General features: G+C 69.6%; 17 protein-coding genes. 3 read left to right on the top strand and 14 right to left on the bottom strand.

Going from position 1 to position 19909, the window contains the following annotated elements:
• Positions 1-32 precede the first annotated feature (32 nt).
• Positions 33-1040: a FecR domain-containing protein gene (locus I6I07_RS23565; RefSeq protein ID WP_054430461.1), complete on the top strand. Its 1008-nt coding sequence runs from the start codon at positions 33-35 to the stop codon at positions 1038-1040.
• A 117-nt stretch (positions 1041-1157) separates the two neighbouring features.
• Positions 1158-3572 (top strand): TonB-dependent receptor, encoded by a 2415-nt coding sequence (locus I6I07_RS23560; RefSeq protein WP_232625705.1) that lies wholly within the window; start codon positions 1158-1160, stop codon positions 3570-3572.
• A 42-nt stretch (positions 3573-3614) separates the two neighbouring features.
• Here I6I07_RS23560 and I6I07_RS23555 read toward each other — a convergent pair whose 3' ends face one another.
• The 6 genes from I6I07_RS23555 to metC form a co-directional block, all read right to left on the bottom strand.
• Positions 3615-4154, bottom strand: coding sequence for a sigma-70 family RNA polymerase sigma factor (locus I6I07_RS23555; RefSeq protein ID WP_054430462.1), 540 nt, complete (start codon positions 4152-4154; stop codon positions 3615-3617).
• A gap of 113 nt (positions 4155-4267) precedes the next feature.
• Positions 4268-5023, bottom strand: a complete 756-nt coding sequence (locus I6I07_RS23550; protein WP_198483947.1) for an amino acid ABC transporter ATP-binding protein — start codon at positions 5021-5023, stop codon at positions 4268-4270.
• The gene (locus tag I6I07_RS23545; RefSeq protein WP_198483946.1) at positions 5020-6117 is read right to left on the bottom strand and encodes an amino acid ABC transporter permease; all 1098 of its coding nucleotides are present in this window, start codon (positions 6115-6117) and stop codon (positions 5020-5022) included. The genes I6I07_RS23550 and I6I07_RS23545 overlap by 4 nt, the downstream gene beginning before the upstream one ends.
• Positions 6114-7262, bottom strand: a complete 1149-nt coding sequence (locus I6I07_RS23540; protein WP_198483945.1) for an amino acid ABC transporter permease — start codon at positions 7260-7262, stop codon at positions 6114-6116. The genes I6I07_RS23545 and I6I07_RS23540 overlap by 4 nt, the downstream gene beginning before the upstream one ends.
• A gap of 19 nt (positions 7263-7281) precedes the next feature.
• Entirely contained in the window at positions 7282-8421 is a 1140-nt protein-coding gene (locus I6I07_RS23535) for an amino acid ABC transporter substrate-binding protein (protein WP_198483944.1), read from the bottom strand.
• Positions 8422-8574: 153 nt separating this feature from the next.
• Positions 8575-9723, bottom strand: coding sequence for a cystathionine beta-lyase (metC, locus tag I6I07_RS23530; protein WP_198483943.1), 1149 nt, complete (start codon positions 9721-9723; stop codon positions 8575-8577).
• Positions 9724-9831: 108 nt separating this feature from the next.
• Between metC and I6I07_RS23525 the strand changes: the two genes are divergently transcribed.
• Positions 9832-10746 carry a LysR substrate-binding domain-containing protein gene (locus tag I6I07_RS23525; RefSeq protein WP_006395069.1) on the top strand — a complete coding sequence of 305 codons (915 nt, stop codon included), beginning with the start codon at positions 9832-9834 and terminating at the stop codon, positions 10744-10746.
• Here the strand turns inward: I6I07_RS23525 and I6I07_RS23520 are convergent.
• The 8 genes from I6I07_RS23520 to I6I07_RS23485 form a co-directional block, all read right to left on the bottom strand.
• Entirely contained in the window at positions 10736-12844 is a 2109-nt protein-coding gene (locus I6I07_RS23520) for a TonB-dependent copper receptor (RefSeq protein ID WP_198483942.1), read from the bottom strand. The two genes, I6I07_RS23525 and I6I07_RS23520, sit on opposite strands and share 11 nt — an antisense overlap.
• A gap of 91 nt (positions 12845-12935) precedes the next feature.
• Positions 12936-13334: a DUF2946 family protein gene (locus tag I6I07_RS23515; protein ID WP_198483941.1), complete on the bottom strand. Its 399-nt coding sequence runs from the start codon at positions 13332-13334 to the stop codon at positions 12936-12938.
• Between the two features lie 139 nt (positions 13335-13473).
• Positions 13474-14295 (bottom strand): ABC transporter ATP-binding protein, encoded by an 822-nt coding sequence (locus I6I07_RS23510; protein WP_198483940.1) that lies wholly within the window; start codon positions 14293-14295, stop codon positions 13474-13476.
• Positions 14292-15158: an ABC transporter ATP-binding protein gene (locus I6I07_RS23505; RefSeq protein WP_198483939.1), complete on the bottom strand. Its 867-nt coding sequence runs from the start codon at positions 15156-15158 to the stop codon at positions 14292-14294. Before I6I07_RS23505 ends, I6I07_RS23510 begins: the two co-directional genes overlap by 4 nt.
• Positions 15155-15985, bottom strand: a complete 831-nt coding sequence (locus tag I6I07_RS23500; protein ID WP_198483938.1) for an ABC transporter permease — start codon at positions 15983-15985, stop codon at positions 15155-15157. The genes I6I07_RS23505 and I6I07_RS23500 overlap by 4 nt, the downstream gene beginning before the upstream one ends.
• Entirely contained in the window at positions 15982-16938 is a 957-nt protein-coding gene (locus tag I6I07_RS23495; RefSeq protein WP_198483937.1) for an ABC transporter permease, read from the bottom strand. Before I6I07_RS23495 ends, I6I07_RS23500 begins: the two co-directional genes overlap by 4 nt.
• A gap of 7 nt (positions 16939-16945) precedes the next feature.
• A complete protein-coding gene (locus I6I07_RS23490) occupies positions 16946-18499 on the bottom strand; it encodes an ABC transporter substrate-binding protein (protein ID WP_006395077.1) in 1554 nt (517 codons plus the stop codon).
• 45 nt (positions 18500-18544) lie between these two features.
• Positions 18545-19750 carry an aminotransferase class V-fold PLP-dependent enzyme gene (locus tag I6I07_RS23485; protein WP_198483936.1) on the bottom strand — a complete coding sequence of 402 codons (1206 nt, stop codon included), beginning with the start codon at positions 19748-19750 and terminating at the stop codon, positions 18545-18547.
• Positions 19751-19909 lie beyond the last annotated feature (159 nt).

Genomic DNA, 19909 nt, shown 5'->3' with positions numbered 1-19909 from the left:
AACAAACCCGCATTCCATGCAAGGACGCCACCATGGCCGCTGACGACGCCTCCGCCGCCGCACCCGGACGGATCCCCCGCGCGCAGGGCGAGCCGATTCCCGAGTCGGTCGCCACCGCGGCCGCCACCTGGCTGACCCAGGCGATGGCCGGCGAGCTGGACGGCCCGCAACGCGAGCGCTGGCGGCAATGGCGCGCCGCGCATCCGGACCACGAGCGCGCCTGGCTGCACGTCGAGGCGGTGCTCGGCCGCTTCCAGGCCCTGGAACAGGCGCCGGCCGCGCGCGCGTTGGCCGGCCTGCGCAAGCCGTCGCGCCGCAAACTGGTGTTCGCGCCGTTGTGGCTGGCTGCCGGCGCCGGCGCGGCGGGCCTGGCGGCCAGCCGCACGCCGACCGGGCGCGCCTGGGTCGCCGACCTGCGCACCGCCACCGGTGAATTGCGCTGGGTCACGCTGGACGACGGCTCCCGGCTGCTGCTGGGCACCGGCACCGCCCTGGATATCGAGTTCGACGCATCGCAACGCGCCATCGCGTTGCGCGCCGGCGAGATTTTCGTGGCGACCGCGCATGGCGACCCGCGCCCTTTCAGCGTCCGGACGCCGCAGGGCTCGGTGCGGCCGCTGGGCACCCGCTTCAGCGTGCGGCTCGATCCGGACCGGACCATGGTCGGCGTCGAGGAAGGCGCGGTCGAACTGCGGCCCCTGCGCCAGCCCGACCTCGCGCTGCGCGTCGCGGCCGGCGAATCGGCCTACCTGACGCAATGGGCGCCGTCCCGCGCCGAGCCGCTGCCGGCGCAGGCCCTGGCCTGGACGCGCGGACAACTGATCGCCGACGACGAACGCCTGGGCGACTTCATCGCCAATCTGTCGCGCTTTCGGCCCGGCATCCTGCGCTGCGATCCGGCGGTGGCGGACCTGCGCTTTTCGGGCGTGTTCCCGATCGCCGATACCGACCACATCCTGGCCCTGCTGCCGAACTCGCTGCCGGTGGCCATCCGCCAGGTCACGCGCTACTGGGTCACGGTGGTTCCCAGGGCCGGCTGAGTTTCAAGATACACACTGTTTCATCTCGACGCCCGTTTCGCGTGCCCGATCCGGCTGCCCGCTGCTCCTACCTGCTGACGTCAATTCATTCCTTCAGCACTTCATTCGAGAGATCACATGGCAGCGAACCCTCCGCGCGGGCTGACCCGCGCATTCATCGCCACGCTGATGCTGGGCGCCAGCGCCGCGGCGGCAGCCCAGGGCGCGGCGCCGGGCGCCACGGCTTCCCGGCCGGCACAGCAGGCGGCGGCGTCCTACGACATTCCGGCCGGCCCGCTGGCGCCGGCCCTGCGCAGCCTGGCCAGCACCGCCGGCATCGCGCTGACCTTCACGGCCGACCAGGTCCAGGGCAAGACCACCGCCGGCCTCAAGGGCGCCTACCGCCCGGCGCAGGCGTTCGAGGCATTGCTGGCCGGCACCGGCCTGCAGGCCGTGCAGCGCGCCAACCAGGGCTACGTGCTGACGCCCGCCGTCGACGCGCCCGTCACCGCGCTGGCGCCCGTGACCGTCACCGCCCGTTCGGTCTACGAGCTGCCCGAGGCCTACGCCGGCGGCCAGGTGGCGCGCGGCGGGCACCTCGGCCTGCTGGGCAACACCGACTACATGGACACGCCCTTCAGCATCGCCAGCTACACCGCCCAGACCATCCAGGACCAGCAGGCCGGCAGCATCGCCGACGTGCTGACCACCAGCGATTCGTCGGTGCGCGCCTCGATCGGCAGCGGCAACCGCTATGACGCGCTGACCATCCGCGGCTTTCGCGTCGACAACGACGAGATCGCGCTCAACGGCCTGTATGGCCTGGTGCCGGCCTATCGCATCAACCCCGACCCGGTGGAGCGCATCGAAGTGCTACGCGGCGCCGGCGCCTTCCTCAACGGCATGCTGCCGTGGGGCAGCGTGGGCGGCAGCGTCAACATCGTGACCAAGCGCGCCGACGACGCGCCGCTGACGCGCTTCACCACGGAATACGCGTCCGACTCGCGCTGGGGCGGCCACCTGGACCTGGGGCGCCGCTTCGGCGACCAGAACCAGTACGGCCTGCGCGTGAATGGCGCGTTCCGCGGCGGCCAGCCGCGCATCGACGGCCAGTCGACGCAGAACGGTTCGGGCTCGCTGGGCCTGGACTATCGCGGCGACCGGCTGCGGCTGTCGGCCGACATCGTCTACCAGGACGACTGGATGCGCGCCGCCGCGCGCGGCTACACGGTCGCTCCGGGCGTCAAGGTGCCGGGCGCGCCCGATCCCAAGATCAACCTGGCGCAGCGCTTCGACACGTCCAGCGCGCAGAGCCTGACCGGGCTGGTGCGCGCCGAGTACGACCTGAGCGACCGGGTCTCGCTGTTCGGCGCGTTCGGGGCCAACCGCTTCGACTACAACAAGCGCGAGGCGCCGGGCGCCACCATCGTCGGCGACAACGGCGACGCGCTGTCCACCTCGACCCACCAGAAAGGCAAGGCCGAGGCCACTTCGGGCGAGATCGGCATCCGCGGTCGCATCGAGACCGGCCCCGTCACGCACCAGCTGGTGCTGAGCGGCAACCGGCTGGAATCGCGCACCTGGCAGGGCCAGACGCGCTACGCGGACTACGCCACCAACATCTATCACCCCGCGCGCCTGGCCGATCCGGGCGCGCCGATCGCCTACTCGCCGGAAACCAGGACCAGCCTGAGCATCCTGCAAAGCGTGGCCGTGGCCGATACCCTGTCGGTCAAGGACGGCCTGGTGCAACTGACCCTGGGCGCGCGCCGCCAGAACGTCAACACGCGTTCGTACTCGCCGGCCGGCGACGTCACCAACCGCTACGACCAGAGCGCTACGACGCCCTCGGCCGCGCTGGTGGTGCGGCCGACGGAACAGGTCTCGCTGTACGCCAGCTACATCGAGGCGCTGACGGCCGGCGCCTCGCCGCCGGCCGACGCCGCCAACGCCGACCAGGTGTTCGCGCCCTACAAGTCCAAGCAGTACGAGATCGGCAGCAAGCTCGACTTCGGCGCCTTCGGCGCGTCGCTGGCGCTGTTCCAGATCCGCGTGCCGGGCGGCATCGTCGATCCGGTGTCCAAGGTCTACAGCCTGAATGGCGAGCAGCGCAACCAGGGCGTCGAGCTGAACGGCTTTGGCGAACTGGCGCGCGGCGTGCGCCTGCTGGGCGGCGTCACCTGGCTGGATGCGAAACAGCGCAAAACCCAGGGCGGCTTGAATGACGGCCGCCACGCCGTCGGCGCGCCCGAGCTGCAGGCCAACCTGACGCTGGAATGGGATACGCCGTTCGCGCCGGGGTTGACCCTGATGGGCCGGGCCATCCACACCAGCCAGGCCTATCTCAGCGCCGACAACAGCCAGCGCGTGCCGGCTTGGACGCGCTACGACTTCGGCGGCCGCTACAAGACCCGCGTGGCGGGCAAGGACGTGACGCTGCGTGCGACCGTGACCAACCTGCTCGACAAGCACTATTGGGAGGCCAATCCGACCGGCTACCTGATCAGCGGCATGCCGCGCACGCTGTGGCTGTCGGTGGCGACGGAGTTCTGACGACGACGCTCCGGGCCGCCCGCCGGCGGTCCGGCCCGGCCCTCATGCCGCCAGCGCGAACAGGCAGTGGGCGTTGGCGCGGATCAGGTATTTCTTGACGGTGCTGGGCGAGATGCGCAGGCGCTCGGCGATCTGCGCGTAGGTCAGTTCCTCGATGTGCGCCATGATGAAAGCGCTGCGCGCCGCTTGCGGCAGGCCTTCCAGCGCCTGGTCGAGCTGCTGCAGCGTTTCCACCGCCAGCGCCACGCTTTCCGGCGACGGCGCGGTCGGGACCGGCAGGCAGGCCAGCGCTTCGAGGTAGGCGGCTTCCAGCGCCGCCTTGTGGCGCCGGCGCGCGATCAGGCGGCGGGCGATGGTGGCCAGGAACGGCCGGGCTTCGCGGATGGCGTCGCGCCGGCCCTCGCCCAGCAGGCACAGGAAGGTGTCGTGCGACAGGTCGGCGGCGTCGCTGCTGTTGCCGACGCGGCGCCGCAGCCAGCCCAGCAGCCAGGGATGGTGGTCGACATAGAAGCGTTGCAGCTGCGTGCGGGCAACGGCGTCGACGGCGATCGGGGCGGAGTAATCCAGGTCCTGAGTGGCCATGGCGGGTACGCCGCCTCGCAGGCCGCGTGATTTTCAATTAAGAACGAGTTTCATTATAAATTGAAACCTCACCAAATCGCCGCCCCGCCCCGATCTTTCGCGCCGCCCTGCCCTCAATGCAGGATGCGCTCCAGGAACGCCCGGGTGCGTTCATGCCTGGGGTTGTCGAAGAACGCGCCCGGCTCGCCCATCTCGATGATGCGGCCGCCGTCCATGAACACCACCCGGTCGGCGACGTTGCGGGCGAAGCCCATCTCGTGCGTCACGCACAGCATGGTCATGCCGTCCTCGGCCAGCGAGGTCATGGTGTCCAGCACCTCCTTGACCATCTCCGGATCCAGCGCCGAGGTCGGCTCGTCGAACAGCATGATGCGCGGCTGCATGCAGAGCGAACGGGCAATGGCCACGCGCTGCTGCTGGCCGCCCGACAACTGGCCGGGATACTTGCCGGCCTGGTCGGGAATGCGCACCCGCTCCAGGTAGCGCATGGCCAGCTCCACCGCCTGCGCGCGCGGCATGCGCCGCACCTGGGTCGGCGCCAGGATGCAGTTCTCCAGCACCGTCAGGTGCGGGAACAGGTTGAAGTGCTGGAACACCATGCCGGCGTCGGTGCGCACGCCGTCCACGGCGCGCAGGTCGTCGCTCAGTTCGACGCCGTTGACCACGATGGAGCCCTGCTGGTGGCGTTCGAGCCGGTTGATGCAGCGGATCATGGTGGACTTGCCCGAGCCGGACGGCCCGCAGATCACCAGGCGCTCGCCTGCGCGGACCTGCAGGTTGATGTCCTGCAGCACATGGAATTCGCCGTACCACTTGTGCATGCCGGCGATGGCGATGGCGGGCGGCGTGGCGGCGGAAGGCGTGGTCATCGGAGTTCCCCTTTTTTGTAGCGGTGCTCCAGCCACATCGAGTAGCGCGACAGGCCGAAGCAGATGCAGAAATAGATCGATGCGATGAAGAGATAGGTCTCGACGTAGGGCGTGGGCCAGGCCGGATCGGTCAGCGCCGCGCGCCCCGAGCTGAGCAGGTCGAACAGGCCCACGATCAGCACCAGGCTGGTGTTCTTGATCATCACGATGGCGGTGTTGGTGAGCGGCGCGATCACCTTGCGCAGCGCTTGCGGCAGCACCACCAGCCGCGTCATCTGCCACCACGACAGGCCCAGCGCGCGCGAGGCCTCGGCCTGCCCGGGCGGGATCGCCTGCAGGCCGCCGCGGATCACCTCGGCCAGGTAGGCGGCCGAGAACACCGTCAGCGCGATGCCGGCGCGCAGCAGGCTGTCGATGGTCATGCCGGCCGGCAGCATGATGGGCAGCACGATCGAGGCCATGAACAGCAGGCTGACCAGCGGCAGGCCGCGGATCAGCTCGATCACGCCGATGCTGATGAAGCGCGCCGTCGGCAGGCTGCCGCGGCGTCCCAGCGCCAGCAGCACGCCCAGCGGCAGTCCGGCGCCCAGCGCGCACACCGCCAGCAGCAGCGTGATGGGCAGGCCGCCCCACGACGAGGTGGGCACCCGCGCCAGGCCGAACACGCCGCCCTGCATCAGCATCAGCCCGGCCGCCAGGCCGGCGATCCAGAGGACCGCCGTGCGGGCGCGCCATTGGCGCGGGCTGAGCGAAAACACCGTCATCGCCAGGATGAACAGGCAGACCACGGTGGGCCGCCATTGCTCGCCCGGGGGATAGATGCCGAACAGGATCTGGCGCATCTTTTCGCCCAGGAAGGCCCAGCAGGCGCCGCTGGCCTGGCGGCAGACGTCGCCCGTGGCGCCCGGCCAGACGGCGTCCAGCACCGCCCAGTTCAGCAGCTTGCCGGCCGCGGCCAGGACCAGCGCCAGCGTGGCCACGCTGGCGACCGCGCTGACGGCGCTGCCGAACAGGCGGTGCCAGACGCTGTCGCGGCGCTCGCGCGGCGGCCGCAGGGCCTGCGGCGGCAGGGAGGAAGGATGGGACAGGCTCATGCGCGTTGCGTCCTCAGGATGCGGCGGTTGTACAGATTCATGAACAGCGACACGCTCAGGCTGATGCTCAGGTACACCGCCATCAGCACCGCCACGCCCTCGATGGCCTGGCCGGTCTGGTTGATGGTGGTGGTGATGACGAAGGACAGGTCCGGGTAGCCCACCGCCAGCGCCAGCGTGGTGTTCTTGATGATGGACAGGTACTGGCTGGTCATCGGCGGGATGATCACGCGTAGCGCCTGCGGCACCACGATCCAGCGCAGCGCGGCGCCGGGTTTCAGGCCCAGCGAATGCGCGGCTTCCCACTGGCCGGCGGGCACCGCGTCGATGCCGCCGCGGATGATCTCGCCGGAGAACGCCGCCGAATAGATCGTCAGCCCCACCAGCAAGGCAGTGAACTCCGGCGTGAAGGCGCTGCCGCCGGCGAAATTCAGGCCGCGCAGCGCCGGCACGTCGGCGTGCAGCGAGGCGCCGCCCCACCCCGCCGCGGCCGCCACCAGCGCGACCGCCGCGAGCAGGCCCAGGCCGCGCCATGGCATGCGCGGAGCGACGGCGCGGCGCGCCAGACGCCAGGCGCCCCACAGCAGCAGCGCCGCCCCGCCCAGCGCCCACCACAGCGGCTGCGTATCGCCCTGCAGCGACAGGCTGGGAAAGAACAGTCCGCGCACCGACAGGAACACGCCGGGCAGCGGCTGCAACGCCTGCCGCGCTGGCGGCAGATTGATCGTCACCAGGCTGTACCAGAACAGCAGTTGCACCACCAGCGGCGTGTTGCGCACGGCTTCCAGGTAGACCGTGGCCACCCCCGTCACCAGCGGATGGCGGCTGCGGCGCGCCAGCGCCAGGCCGAAGCCCAGCAGCGTCGAGGCCGCGATCACCAGCGCCGAGATGTACAGCGTGTTGACCAGCCCCACCAGGAAGGCGCGGCCGTAGCTGTCGGTCGGCTGGTATGCCAGCAGGCTTTCGGCGATGGGAAAACGGGCCGCCTCGCCAAGGTAGTCGAAGCCCATGGCGATGCCGCGCTGGGTCAGGTTGGCGTGGGCGTTCCAGGCCAGCCAGCCCACCGTGCCGACGAAGGCGCAGGCGATCAGCAGCTGCGCCAGGACGGCCCGGGCCCGGCCGTCGAACCAGAGTCGCTTGAACATGATGAGACTCGCCCGCCGGTCAGTTGAAGACGTACGGGTACATCAGGCCGCCGTCGCGATACAGCCGGTTCATGCCGCGCTCGAGCTTCATCGGGCTGTTCTTGCCGACGTTGCGCTCGAAGATCTCGCCGTAGTTGCCCAACTGCTTGACGATGTTGTAGGCCCAGCGCTCATCCAGCCCCAGCGCCTTGCCGTTGCCCGGCTCCGTGCCCAGGAAGCGGGCGATGCGCGGGTCGTCGGACTTGAGCATGTCGTCGACGTTGGCCTGGGTGATGCCCATGTCCTCGGCGGCGATCGGCACCTGGATGACCCATTTGACGATGTCGAACCAGCGGTCGTCGCCGTGGCGCACCGACGGCGTCAGCGCCTCGCTGTGGCCGCTGGCCGGGAAAATCACGTAGTCGTCCGGGTTCTGCGCCTGGGTCGCGCGCACCGCCGCCAGCGCCGAGGCGTCGGTGATCAGGCCGTCGCAGCGGCCCGAGAAGAACGCCTGGCGCGAGGCCGCGACGTTGTCGAACAGCACCGTCTTCAGGCCCAGCTTGAACTTGCGCGACAGGTCGGCCACCGTGACCTCGTTGGTGGAGCCGGTCTGTACGCAGATGGTGGCGCCGTTCATGTCCTTGGTCTGGGTGATGCCCAGGTCCTTGCGCACCATGAAGGCGTCGTACTCGTAGTAGTTGGGATAAGTGAAGTTGATGCCGTTGGCGTCGCGCCGCAGGGTCCACGAGGTGGTGCGCGGCAGCACGTCGATCTGGCCGGTCTGCAGGGCCGTCAGGCGCTGCTGGCCGGTCAGCGGCACGAAGCGCGTCTTGCTGGCGTCGCCCAGCACCGCGATGGCGATGGCGCGGCAGGTGTCGACGTCCAGTCCCTTCCAGTTGCCGTCCTTGTCGGGCGCCGAGAAGCCAGTGGTGCCGTGGCCGGAACCGCAGATGACATAGCCGCGGGCGCGGATCTGGTCCACCGTGGGGCTGTTGGTCTGGGTGACGGCGGCCGCCACCGGCGAGGCGCCGGCGGCGGGCGTTTGTGTCGCGGTTTGTGTCGCGGCTTGTGCCTCGGGTTGCGCCGCGGACTGGGCGGCGGCCTGGGCCGGCACGGCGGCCGGGACGCAGGCCGCGATGGCCAGGGCGAGACAACGGTAAGTCTGCTTGAAGCTGAACATGGCAATTCCCCTTGCTATGTGATGAGCGCCTCGGGGCGCTTCGTGCCGGTCGGCCATGCGCGGCCGGCCGGTGTGTTGAACGGGATTCGGCGCAAAGCGCCGTCCGGGTGGGCTGGGCGCCAGGCGCGCGCGCGGCCCCGCCCGGCCGCGCGCTCAGCGCTGCGCCCGATAGGCCGCCAGCGCGGTGCGCAGGTCATCCTTGAGCGTGTCCACGTCCTCCAGGCCGACCGACAGCCGCACGATGGGTCGGTCCGTGGCCGGGAAGGCGCGGCCGGCCTGCAGCCCCGCCGGGTAATAGGCCGCCAGGCTGTGCACCCCGCCCCAGCTGGCGCCGATGGCGAAATGGCGCAACGAATCGAAGAAACCGTTGAAGGCCGCCTCCGGCGCCGGCGCCAGCACCATCGAGAACAGGCAGCCGTTGGTGCGGAAGTCGCGCTGCCACAGGGCATGGCCCGGGTCGGACGGCAGCGGCGGATACAGCAGGCGCTCGACCTGCGGCTGGCTTTGCAGCCACTCGGCCACGCGCAGCGTCGCGTCGCTCTGCGCGCGCAGCCGCAGCGCCAGCGTCTCCAGGCCGCGCAGCACCAGGAAGCAATCGTCCGGGCTGACCTGCTGGCCCAGGATGCTCTGGGTCTCGCGCAGCACGGCGTAATGATCGGCGTCGTTCATGCTGATGCTGCCCATCAGCACGTCGGAATGGCCGCCGAAGAATTTGGTGGCGGCCTCGACGCTGAAATCGACGCCGTGCGCCAGCGGCTGGAAGCCCAGCGGGCTGGCCCAGGTGTTGTCCATCATGGTCAGCACGCCGTGGCGCCGCGCGGCGGCGGCGATGGCGGGCACGTCGGCCATTTCCATGGTGACGGTGCCGGGCGCCTCGATGCAGATCATGCGGGTGGCCGGGCGGATCAGCGCCTCGATGCCGGCACCGATCGACGGGTCGTACAGCTCCACGTCCACACCCATGTGCGCCAGCCATTTCTCGCCGAAAGTCTTGAGCGCGCCATAGCAGGCCGCCGACAGCAGCAGGTGGTCGCCGCCGCGCACGAAGCCCATCACCACCGTCATCAGCGCCGCTGCCCCGGACGGCGTGATGACGCAGTGGCGGCCGCCTTCCAGCGCGGCGATGCGGTCTTCCAGCAGGCGCGCGGTGGGCGTGCCGGTGACGCCATAGCTGAAGCCGTCGGGCTGGCGGTGCTTGCGCTCGACGAAGGCCTGCAGCGAGTCGAACACCACGGTCGAGGCGCGCTGGACCGCGGGCGACAGGCTGGCGAAATCTCTATTAGTCTGATTGATAGCTTTCATCTAATCTATTTGCTGAGCTTAGGAGTGATCGGGAACAGCGCCAGTGTCTGCCTTTCTTTCCATTGCCTCAACAATCGAAAAAACTTAGTCAATAAGCGGGACTTATAGATGGACATGCGCGAGATCCAGGTCTTCCGGGCCGTGATGCAGGCCGGCACCACCAGCAAGGCCGCTACCCTGCTGGGCATTTCGCAGCCGGCGGTGAGCCAGGCCATCCGCAAGCTGGAAACCTCGTCGGAACTGCGCCTGTTCGAGCGCGTGCGCGGCCGGCTGGTGCCGACCCAGGAGGCCGGCGCGCTGATGGAGGAAGTGGATCGCTGTTTCGCCGGCTTCGAGCTGATCGAGCACCGCATCCGCAGCCTGAAGTCGTTCGGCGTCGGACGCCTGGCGGTGGGGTCGCTGCCGGCGCTGGGCACCGGCTTCATGCCGCGCGCCATTGCCGCCTTCGGCCTGCAGGACCGCCGCATCCAGATGTCGTTCCAGATCATGAGTTCGCGCGAGGTGCTGCAGCAGGTCACGGCCGGCCAGCTCGATTTCGGCCTGATGGCCGACGAACTGTCGGTGGCGGGCCTGGAACACTCGGAATTCCTGCGGCTGCCGGGCGTGATCGCCATGCACAGCCGCCATCCGCTGGCGGCGCGGCCGCGCATTACGCTGCGCGACCTGACCGAGCATCCCTTCATCGCGCTCAACCCCGAGGACGCCAGCCGCCGGCGCCTGGAGACGGCGCTGCACGACCAGGGCCTGGCGCTGCGGCCGGTGCTGGAGACGCCCTACTCCAATTCCGTCTGCGAGTTCGCGCTGCACGGCGTCGGCATCGGCCTGGTGCATCCGGTCATGGCGCTGGACTACCTGGCGCGCGGTCTGACCATCAAGCCTTTGGAACTGGATATCGGCTTTGCCTGCCTGCTGGTGTTCCGGCCCGGCACACCGCTTTCGGAGAACGCGCGGGCGTTGCTGAAAGCGATGCGCATCGAGCTGGAACGGGATCTCAAGCGGATCCGGACGGCGCTCAGTACTTGAAGCTCAGGCGCGCCCAGAAGGTGCGCCCGGGTTCGTTGAAGGCCGTGTTGGCGGCAAAGCCGAAGCCCGCGTCGCCCGCCAGGTTCAGGTGCTCAGCGTAGGTCTTGTTGAACAGGTTGTCCACGCCCAGCGACAGCTTGACCTGCTTGCTGACCGCGTAGCCGCCGTTCAGCGAGAATACGCCGAAGCCGGCGCTGGGGCCGAAGTCCTTGCTGACCACGTTGCCCTCGTTCAGGGCATAGCGGCGTTGCGCGGCCACCACCCGCCACAGCGCGCCGGCCGACCAGGTGCCGTCGTCGTAGGCGGCGCTGAGCTTGGCCTCCAGCGGCGGCATCTGCGGCAAGGCGCGGCCGTCGCTGCGGTTCTGGCCCCAGGCGTAGGCCAGCGTCGCGCCCAGCGTCCAGCGCGGCGCCACCTGGTACGACATCCCCAGTTCGCCGCCGGCGATGCGGGCGTCGATGTTGCGGGCCTGCGTGGAACCGCCGTGGCCCCCATGACCGCCGTGCCCGCCATGCATGCCGCCCATACCGCCCATGCCACCGCTGGCGTAGTCGAACAGGATGAAGTCGTCGACATAACCCGCGTAACCGGACAGCCACGCATCCAAGGTCTCGGTCTTGTACTGGGCGCCGAAATCGAGCTGCGTGGTTTTCTCGGGCTTGACGCCGCGAAACGCGTTGATCGAACCTTCCGGTCCCTTCTTCGGAGAAAACAGTTCCCAGTAATCCGGGAACCGTTCCGCGTGGCCCAGGCCGATGTAGACGGTGGCCGGCACGTCGGCCAGATCCCGCTCGTAACGCAGGAAGCCGCTGGGCAGCGTGTCGTTGCGGCGCTCGCCGGCGGTGGGATTGGGCATCGGCATCATCATCGAACCATTGTCGCGGCGGAAGTCCTTGGCCGAGGCCCAGTCCACCCGCGCGCCGCCGATGACGCGGCTGCTCTCGCTGGCATGCCAGGTCAACTCACCGAAGATGCCGGTGTTGGCAAAGGCGGCGTCCTTGACCCAGCTCTGTTCACGGTACGGCAGCATGTCAGTGCCGCTGCGCGAGCGGTGGCGGCTCTGCTGGAAATCCAGGCCGGTCACCAGGCTCACGTCGGGCGCCAGGTTCCAGGTGCCGGCCACGCGGCCGCCCCAGGTGGCGCGGTCCACGTCCGCCGCCATGGCCATCGGCATGGCGCTGGTCATGTCCGGCTTGCGCAGCGTGTAGTTGTCCATCACGTGATCGGCGTAGTTGTAGTAGAGCTGCGCCTCCAGCTTGTCCAGCACGCCGCCCAGGTTGCGCTTCTCGAAGCGCAGGCCGAAGCTCTCGCGCTTGAACTGCGAGCCGTCCATGCCGCGTCCGGCGTAGCGCGCGTTGCCGTCGCCGGTGCCGGCGGTCAGCTCGTACAGCGTGTCGGCGTCGGGCGTGAAACCCAGCGCCAGGTCGGCGTTCCACTTGTCCCAGCGCGACGGCACCTTGTTGCCGTCGCCGTCCTTGTAGTCCTGGGCGTGCGAATGGTTGGCGGTGATGCGGGTGTAGACCTTGTCGTTGCCGACGGTCAGGTCGGCGGCCTGGTCGTTGCGGCCGTTTGATCCGCCCACCAGGCTGCCGTCAAAGCGCACGCCGGGCTCGCTGAAGCGCGGCGTGTCGCGGTCGAACCTGATGGTGCCGGCCGACGCGCCCGGACCCCACAGCACGGTCTGCGGGCCCTTGATGACGGTGAGCTTGTCGAAGTTCTCGGGCGAGATGTACGAGCTGGGCGCGTCCATGCGCGCCGGGCAGGCGCCGGGCATCGAGGTGCCGTTGGTCAGGATGTTCAGGCGCGAGCCGAACATGCCGCGCAGCACCGGATCGCCGTTGGTGCCGCCGTTGCGGATGGCCGAGAAGCCGGGAATGGTCTTGAGGTAGTCGGTGCCGTCGCTGGCCGGCAGGGGCTGGCGCGGGATCTTCGGGTCGGTCGTGACGGTCAGCGGCGCGCTCGGGGCGACGCCGGTGATCACCACCGGATCGGTGGTGGTGATGGCGTCGGCGCCGGTGGCCTGCGGCCAGGCGGGAAACGACGCGGCCAGGGCGCAGGCCAGGCTGGTCGCCCGCAGGATGTCCTTGTTCTTGTGCATATGAGTCTCTGGATCTGAACGGGCTGGACGCGCGCGCGGCAACGCGGGCCGCGGACAAGGCGCGCCAGCAACAACGGGAACAGGCGGGGGGTCAGGCCAGGACGGGCGGCGCGCGCGACTGCCGCGGCAATCGCGCCTGCGCGCTGGAGAAGTGGATGTCGATGGTGGGGGCCGGCAGCGCCTGCCGGACCAGGGGCAGGCGCCAGGCCAGCGGCAGCAGCCCGGACAACGCGGCGGCGCCGAGCATGGCACAGCCGGCGAAGCAGCAATGCGGCAAGGCGCCGCTGTGTTGCTGCGCGTCCTGCGTGACGCCGCCTTCGGTATCCAGCGTGACCACGCGCGGGCCGCTGGCCGTGCAGATGATGGTGGTGGCGCCCGGCGTGGCGCCGGGACCGGGCAGCGCGGCGGAGGCCATCAGCGCCTGGAAGACGAACAGGAACACCGCGGCTAGCGCGGTCCATCGTCTCCCGGTATTGGCGCCCGTCTGCATTCGCATCCCCTCGAAGGCGCCGATGGTAGCACGCAGGATCCGGCCAAAAAGGCGCGCGCAGCCTTGTAGGACGCTCGGAAACGCGCCAACGGCCGCCGCCGATGCGCGGGCTTGATCCGCATCAAGCCCGCGCCCCGGATCAGGCCGCCTGGCGCAGGCGGCGGCGCGACGGATCGGGCCGTGGCACGGCGGCGATCAGTCTGCGCGTGTAGTCCTGCGCCGGCGCCTCGAAGATGCGGTCGCACTCGCCCTCTTCCACCAGCTCGCCCGCGGCCATGATGGCCACCCGGTCGGCGAAGTGGCGCACCACGCCCAGGTCGTGCGAGATGAACAGATAGGTCAGCCCTTGCTCGGCCTGCAGGTCGGCCAGCAGGTCCAGCACCTGCGCCTTGACTGAGACGTCCAGCGCCGACACCGCCTCGTCGGCGATGATGAAGCGCGGCTCCAGCGCCAGGGCGCGGGCGATGGCGATGCGCTGGCGCTGGCCGCCCGAGAATTGGTGCGGGAAGCGCTGCGCGTGCTCGGGCCGCAGCCCCACCCGCGCCAGCAGCGTCTGCATGCGGTCGCGGCGTTCGTCGGGCGAATAGAGCTTGTGGATCACCATGCCGTCCATGATGGCGTCGCCGACCCGGCGGCGCGGATTGAGGCTGGAATACGGGTCCTGGAAAATCGTCTGCACCTGGCGCCGGAACGCCATCAGCCGGCCGCCCGCCAGATGGCGCACGTCGTGGCCGGCCAGCTCGATGCGGCCCGAGGTCGGGCGCAGCAGCCCGGCGATGCAGCGGCCCAGCGTGCTCTTGCCGGAACCCGATTCGCCCACCAACGCCAGCGTGGTGCCCGGCGCCACCGCCAGGCTGACGCCCTTGACCGCCCGCACCAGCCGCGTCGGCTGGCCCAGCAGGCCGCGGGCGGCGACATAGTCCTTGGTGACGCCTTCGGCGCGCAGAATGAATTCACTCATGACGGGGTTCCTTGTGCGGCGGCCCGCGCACGCGGCGTCAGGCGGCGGCCGCGGTCGCGCGGCGCATCGACGTCCGGCACGGCGGCCAGCAGCGCCTGGGTGTAGGGATGGGCGGGCCGGCCGAAGATCTGCGCCACGTCGCCCTCCTCCACCACTTCGCCCGCGCGCATCACCACCACGCGGTCGGCGATCTCGGCCACCACGCCCAGGTCGTGCGTGATGAACAGCACGGCGGCGCCGGTCTCGGCCTGGATCGAGAACAGCAGTTCCAGCACCTGGGCCTGCACCGTCACGTCCAGGGCGGTGGTCGGCTCGTCGGCGATGATCAGCCGCGGCGACAAGGCGCAGGCGATGGCGATCATGACCCGCTGGCGCATGCCGCCGGACAGTTCGTGCGGATAGGCCTTGGCGCGCTGCGCCGGTTCGCGGATGCCGACCCGCTCCAGCAGCGCCACCGCCTTGGTCCATGCCGCCTTGCGGCTGACATTGCCGTGTATGCGCATGACTTCGGCGATCTGGCTGCCAACGGTGCGTCCGGGGTTGAGCGCGGTCATCGGCTCCTGGAACACCATGGCGATGTCCTTGCCGCGCAGCGCGTCGCGTTCGCGCTCGGAGGCGCGGAGCAGGTCGCGGCCATCGAAGCGCAGCTCGTCGGCGGCGACGCGTCCGGGTGCGTCCACCAGTCCCATCAGGGAAAAGCCGGTGACCGACTTGCCCGAGCCGGACTCTCCCACCAGACACACCACCTCGCCGCGCCGCAGGGTCAGGTCCACGCCCTTGACGGCGGCGAACGGCCCCTGGGGCGTATCGAAATCGACGGTCAGGTTCCTGACCGACAGCAGCACATCCGTCTCGGAACTCATCGTTGCAACTCCGGATTGAGCGCGTCCTGCAGCCAGTCGCCCAGCACGTTGACGGCCAGCACCGTGAAGAACAGCGCCAGCGCCGGCACCAGCACCGGCCACGGATTGGTGAACAGGTAGTCCTTGAGCGAGCCCACCATCTGCCCCCACGACGGCACCGGCGGACGCACGCCCAGGCCGAGGAAGCTCAGGCCCGCTTCCAGCAGCATCGCGAAGGAAAACGTGAACGAGGCCTGCACCGCGATGATCGAACGCATGTTGGGCAGCACCTCGTGCCAGATGATCCAGCCGCTGCCCGCGCCCAGCGAACTGGCGGCCAGCACGTGTTCGCGCGCCCGGATGCCGCGCGCCACGCCCCAGGAGACCCGGGCGAACTGCGGCGCATAGAGGATGCCGATGGTCCCGACCAGCGTCGGCAGGTTGCCGCCGATGAAGGCCAGCACCACCAGCGCCACGAAGATCTCCGGCAGCGACACGAACACGTCCACCACGCGGATGGCGGCGGCCTCGGCGCGCCGGCCCAGGAAAGCCACGCCGACGCCCACCGCCACGCCCAGCACGCCGGCCAGGATCACGGCGGCCGCGGCCACCGATAGCGACACGCGGGCGCCATACACCGCCCGCGCCAGCAGGTCGCGGCCCAGTTCGTCGGTGCCCAGCCAGTGCTGCCACGATGGCGAGGCCAGCAGATTGGCGGCGTCGATGCGGTAGGGATCGGCCAGCCCCAGCGCCGGCCCGAGGGCGGCGGCCAGCACCATCACCGTCAGGAAGCCCAGCGCCAGCAGTACCGGCACGCCGGCCTTGGAAGCTCGAAGGAATGCAATCATGCGGATGGCCTGCGAATGCGGGGGTCGACGAAACCCTGCGCCAGGTCGATGACCAGGCTGATCAGGATGAACAAGGCAAAGATGGCCAGCAGCGAGCCCTGGATCACCGGATAGTCGCGCGAGAAGGCGGCGCTCACCAGCAGCGAACTCAGGCCCGGCCAATCGAACAGGGCCTCGATGATGACGGTGCCGCCCAGCAGGTTGCCGGCGCGCACGCCGATGATGGCGATGACCGGCACCAGCGCGTTGGGCAGCGCGTGCCGCAGGATCGCCTTGCCGCGCGGCAGGCCCTTGGCGCGGGCCAGCTTGACGTAGTCGCGGCCCATGACGTCTGACAGGCTGGCGCGGGTCATGCGCGCCACCACGCCCATGAAGTTCAGGCCGATGGTCAGCGACGGCAGGATCAGCGCCAGGACGTGCTGCACGGGATCGTCCGAGAACGCCACGAAGCCCGACGATGGCAGCCAGCCCAGCGCCAGGCTGAACAGCAGCACCAGCAGGATGCCCAGCACGAACACCGGCGCCGAAAAACCGGCCACCGCCACCACCGAGGCCGCGGCGCCCGCCAGGCGGCCGCGCGAGCGCGCCGCCACCACGCCCAGCGGCACCCCCAGCAGCACGGCCACCAGCAGGCCGGCGCCGATCAGTTCCAGGCTGCGCGGAATGCGGCGCGCCAGCTCGTCGGCCACCGGCTCGCCGGTACGTAGCGACACGCCCAGGTCGCCGTGCGCCAGCGCGCCGGCCCAATGCGTGAACTGCGTGCCCAGCGGCAGGTCCAGGCCGAGCTGGGCACGCACCCGCGCCACGGCCACCGGGTCGCTGCCGGCCTGGTCGCCGAGCATGATGGCGACCGGGTCGCCCGGCAGCAGGTGGATGGCGATGAAGACCACGCCCGTCGCCAGCGCCAGGGTGACGATGGCCGACGCCAGGCGTCTGAACAGGAAAGGCAGCATGCCGGCCTCAGTTGATCCACATGGTGGGCAGCGAGATGCCCGGGCTGCTTTCGCTCAGCGCGCCGCCCAGCTGCGTGTAGCCGTGCACCTTGCGCAGGTAGCCCTGGGCCTGCTCGCGCCAGCTCACGAACACCCACGGACTGGTCTCCAGGATGCGTTTCTCGGCCTGCTGGTAGATCGGCTGGCGCGCCTTGGGATCGGTCAGCGCGCGGCCCTCGGCCAGCAGCTTTTCCAGCTCGGGATCGCGGTAGCCGATCGGCTTGGCCCAGTAGCTGGAGTCGCCGCCCAGGTAATAGGCGTACGCGTCCGGGTCGGGCAGCTTGACCGACACGCCGTAGATCATCGAGTCATAGTCGCCGCGGTTCTTGCGCTCGACCAGCGTGGCCCATTCGACCGGCTCCAGCTTCAGGTTGATGCCGACTTCCTTGAGGTTGGCCTGCACCACCTGCGCCATCGTGGTGTAGATGCCCAGGCCCTGGAACACCACCATCGACGCGTCCACGCCGTTGCCGTAGCCGGCCTCGGCCAGCAGCGCGCGAGCCTTGGCGGTGTCGCGCTTGTAGGTGCCGTCCAGCGACTTGTCGTAGTACGGCGAATCCTCGGGCGTCGGCGCGCCATAGATCGGCTTGCCGTAGCCGAAGAAGGCGGCCTTGGACACGGCCTCGCGGTCGATGGCGTAGGACACCGCGCGGCGCACGCGGGCGTCGTCGAACGGCTTCTTGCTGGTGTTGAACCAGACGCTCATGAAGGCGCCGCCGGCGGTGTCGATCTTGGTGCCGGCATTGCGGCGCAGCACGTCGATGTCCTTCCACGGCACGAAGTCGATCATGTCCAGCGACTGGCTGCGCAGCGCGTTGACGCGCGCGTCGTCGCTCTTGATCATGCGGAAATCGACGCCGTCCAGATACGGCTGCCCGGCCACGAAATAGCGCGGGTTGCGCACCAGGCTGGCGCGCACGGCGGGCTCGTAGCTCTTCAACTGGAACGGGCCGGTGCCGTTGGCCGACAGCTTCAGGTTGGCGCCGCTCTCGACCCACTTGCGCGACACGATGGCGGCCTCGGGCAAGGCCAGCACGCTCAGCATGGTGGCGTCGGGCGACGGCTTTTCCACCTTGACGGTGGCCGGGTCGACCACGGTGACGGTGGCGCCCAGCAGGTTCGAGCGCAGCGTGGCGCCGGTGGCCGGGTCCAGGATGCGGTCGAGCGAGAACTTGACGTCGTCGGCGGTCACCGGCGTGCCGTCCTGGAAGGCCACGTCGGGCCGCAGGTGGAACACGATGGTGCGGGCGTCGGGCTGGTCCCAGCTTTGCGCCAGGCGCGGCACGATGGCGCCGCTCTTGTCGTAGCCCGCCAGCGGGCTGTAGAGCGCCTCGATCAGCACCTTCCAGGCGCTGCCGCCGTAGACGTGCGGATCGAGCGACACGATTTCCGACACCGTGCCATAGCGCAGCGTGCCGCCCGGCTTGGGCGTGTCGGCCGCCTGCGCGCCCGCGGCGGCGGCCGCCAGCGCGCAGGCGCCCACCAGTTGCGCCATCCGGCGCCATGTCTGCTTGAACGTCATGTTGTACCCCTTGTGCTCTGGATTATCCGCTCGCCGGGCGCGCCGTCAGGACGGCAGCGCCTCGACCAGGCGGTCGATTTCACTGGAATCGTTGTAGTAGCTCGGCGAAATGCGCAGATTGCCGCCGCGCACCGCCAGGTCCACGCCCGCGTCGCGCAGGCGTTGCGCCAGTTCCTGCGCGTCCTGGCCCGGGTGCTTGAACGACAGGTTGCCCGAGGCTTCACCCGGCGCGCGCGAGCTGACGATCTGGTAGCCCTTGCGTTGCAGCGCGGCGCTGGCGTAATCGGTCAACTCCAGGATATGCGATTCGATCCGGGCCGGCGTCAGCGCCAGCTGGATGCGCACGGCGGCGTCCAGGCCCCAGATGCCGGTGAAGTTGGCCAGGGCCTCCTCGAAGCGCCCGGCGTTGGCCCGGTACTCCAGCAGGTAGTGCATGTGGTCCTCGGTGCTGTCGACGCTGTGATAGCCCACGCTGGGCGGATCCAGCAGGCCCAGCACGCTCTTGCGGCAATAGAAGTAGCCGGTGCCGATCGGCGCCAGCATCCACTTGTGGCCGCCCACCGAGAGGAAGTGGATGCCCAGCTTCTCGACGTCCAGTTCGAGCGAACCGGCCCACTGGATCGCGTCCAGGTTCAGGTAGACGCCGCGCTCGTGGCACAGGTTGGCGGTGGCCTCCAGGTCCTGGCGAAAGCCGTTCGAGAACTGCACCGCGCTCAGCGACACCAGGCGGGTGCGGTCGTCGATCAGCTTGCGGATGTCGTCAGCCAGGATGCGGCCGTTGCGGTTCTTGACCCAGCGGATGGTCACGCCGCGCGCGGCCAGCTTCATCCAGCAGTACACGTTGGACGGGTACTCGATGTCGGGCAGGATCAGGTTGTCGCCGTCGCGCCAGGGAAAGCCGTTGGCCACGTTCACCAGCCCTTCGGTGGTGTTCTTGACGTAGGCGATCTCGTCGCGGTGAGCGCCGATCAGGCGGCCGATGCGGGCCTTGATGGTTTCCTCGGCGTAGCGGCACCACTCGGGATAGGCGTTGCGGCCGTTGTCGCGCACGTCCTCCATGAAGCGGTTCACCGCCGCCACCACCGGCAGGCTCAGCGCCCCGATCGAGGCGTTGTTCAGGTAGGCCCGCCGCTGCTTGATCGGGAACGCGTCGCCGATGTTGCTCCAGTCGAGCTGTTCGATGCCGTTGCGGTCATCGGGAAAAAGTGCCGCGGGTCCGCCCACGGAAACCGGTTTGTCGAGGATATTCACGCCGCGCCTCTTTCATTGAAGGTGGGATGATCCTAAGATTGCGTGAATTCATGCGTCAATTTCGTTTGGAGTATCGATTCATGCACTTTTGTAATGTGTCGGCGCGACCAAGGCGCTTTTCCCTCTGGCGCGGCGGCCACCGCGCGCCGGCCCCCTGTG

It is taken from the genome of Achromobacter deleyi (assembly GCF_016127315.1).
GTDB lineage: Bacteria > Pseudomonadota > Gammaproteobacteria > Burkholderiales > Burkholderiaceae_B > Achromobacter > Achromobacter insuavis_A.
The sequence above is the reverse complement of the archived record's forward strand: the minus strand, read 5'-3'. Positions and strand labels throughout refer to the sequence as shown.

Excerpts from the sequence above, each read along its gene's own strand:
- I6I07_RS23565 (WP_054430461.1), top strand. The coding sequence starts at position 33 with ATGGCCGCTGACGACGCCTCCGCCGCCGCACCCGGACGGATCCCCCGC.
- I6I07_RS23560 (WP_232625705.1), top strand. The coding sequence starts at position 1,158 with ATGGCAGCGAACCCTCCGCGCGGGCTGACCCGCGCATTCATCGCCACG.
- I6I07_RS23555 (WP_054430462.1), bottom strand. The coding sequence starts at position 4,154 with ATGGCCACTCAGGACCTGGATTACTCCGCCCCGATCGCCGTCGACGCC.
- I6I07_RS23550 (WP_198483947.1), bottom strand. The coding sequence starts at position 5,023 with ATGACCACGCCTTCCGCCGCCACGCCGCCCGCCATCGCCATCGCCGGC.
- I6I07_RS23545 (WP_198483946.1), bottom strand. The coding sequence starts at position 6,117 with ATGAGCCTGTCCCATCCTTCCTCCCTGCCGCCGCAGGCCCTGCGGCCG.
- I6I07_RS23540 (WP_198483945.1), bottom strand. The coding sequence starts at position 7,262 with ATGTTCAAGCGACTCTGGTTCGACGGCCGGGCCCGGGCCGTCCTGGCG.
- I6I07_RS23535 (WP_198483944.1), bottom strand. The coding sequence starts at position 8,421 with ATGTTCAGCTTCAAGCAGACTTACCGTTGTCTCGCCCTGGCCATCGCG.
- metC (WP_198483943.1), bottom strand. The coding sequence starts at position 9,723 with ATGAAAGCTATCAATCAGACTAATAGAGATTTCGCCAGCCTGTCGCCC.
- I6I07_RS23525 (WP_006395069.1), top strand. The coding sequence starts at position 9,832 with ATGGACATGCGCGAGATCCAGGTCTTCCGGGCCGTGATGCAGGCCGGC.
- I6I07_RS23520 (WP_198483942.1), bottom strand. The coding sequence starts at position 12,844 with ATGCACAAGAACAAGGACATCCTGCGGGCGACCAGCCTGGCCTGCGCC.
- I6I07_RS23515 (WP_198483941.1), bottom strand. The coding sequence starts at position 13,334 with ATGCAGACGGGCGCCAATACCGGGAGACGATGGACCGCGCTAGCCGCG.
- I6I07_RS23510 (WP_198483940.1), bottom strand. The coding sequence starts at position 14,295 with ATGAGTGAATTCATTCTGCGCGCCGAAGGCGTCACCAAGGACTATGTC.
- I6I07_RS23505 (WP_198483939.1), bottom strand. The coding sequence starts at position 15,158 with ATGAGTTCCGAGACGGATGTGCTGCTGTCGGTCAGGAACCTGACCGTC.
- I6I07_RS23500 (WP_198483938.1), bottom strand. The coding sequence starts at position 15,985 with ATGATTGCATTCCTTCGAGCTTCCAAGGCCGGCGTGCCGGTACTGCTG.
- I6I07_RS23495 (WP_198483937.1), bottom strand. The coding sequence starts at position 16,938 with ATGCTGCCTTTCCTGTTCAGACGCCTGGCGTCGGCCATCGTCACCCTG.
- I6I07_RS23490 (WP_006395077.1), bottom strand. The coding sequence starts at position 18,499 with ATGACGTTCAAGCAGACATGGCGCCGGATGGCGCAACTGGTGGGCGCC.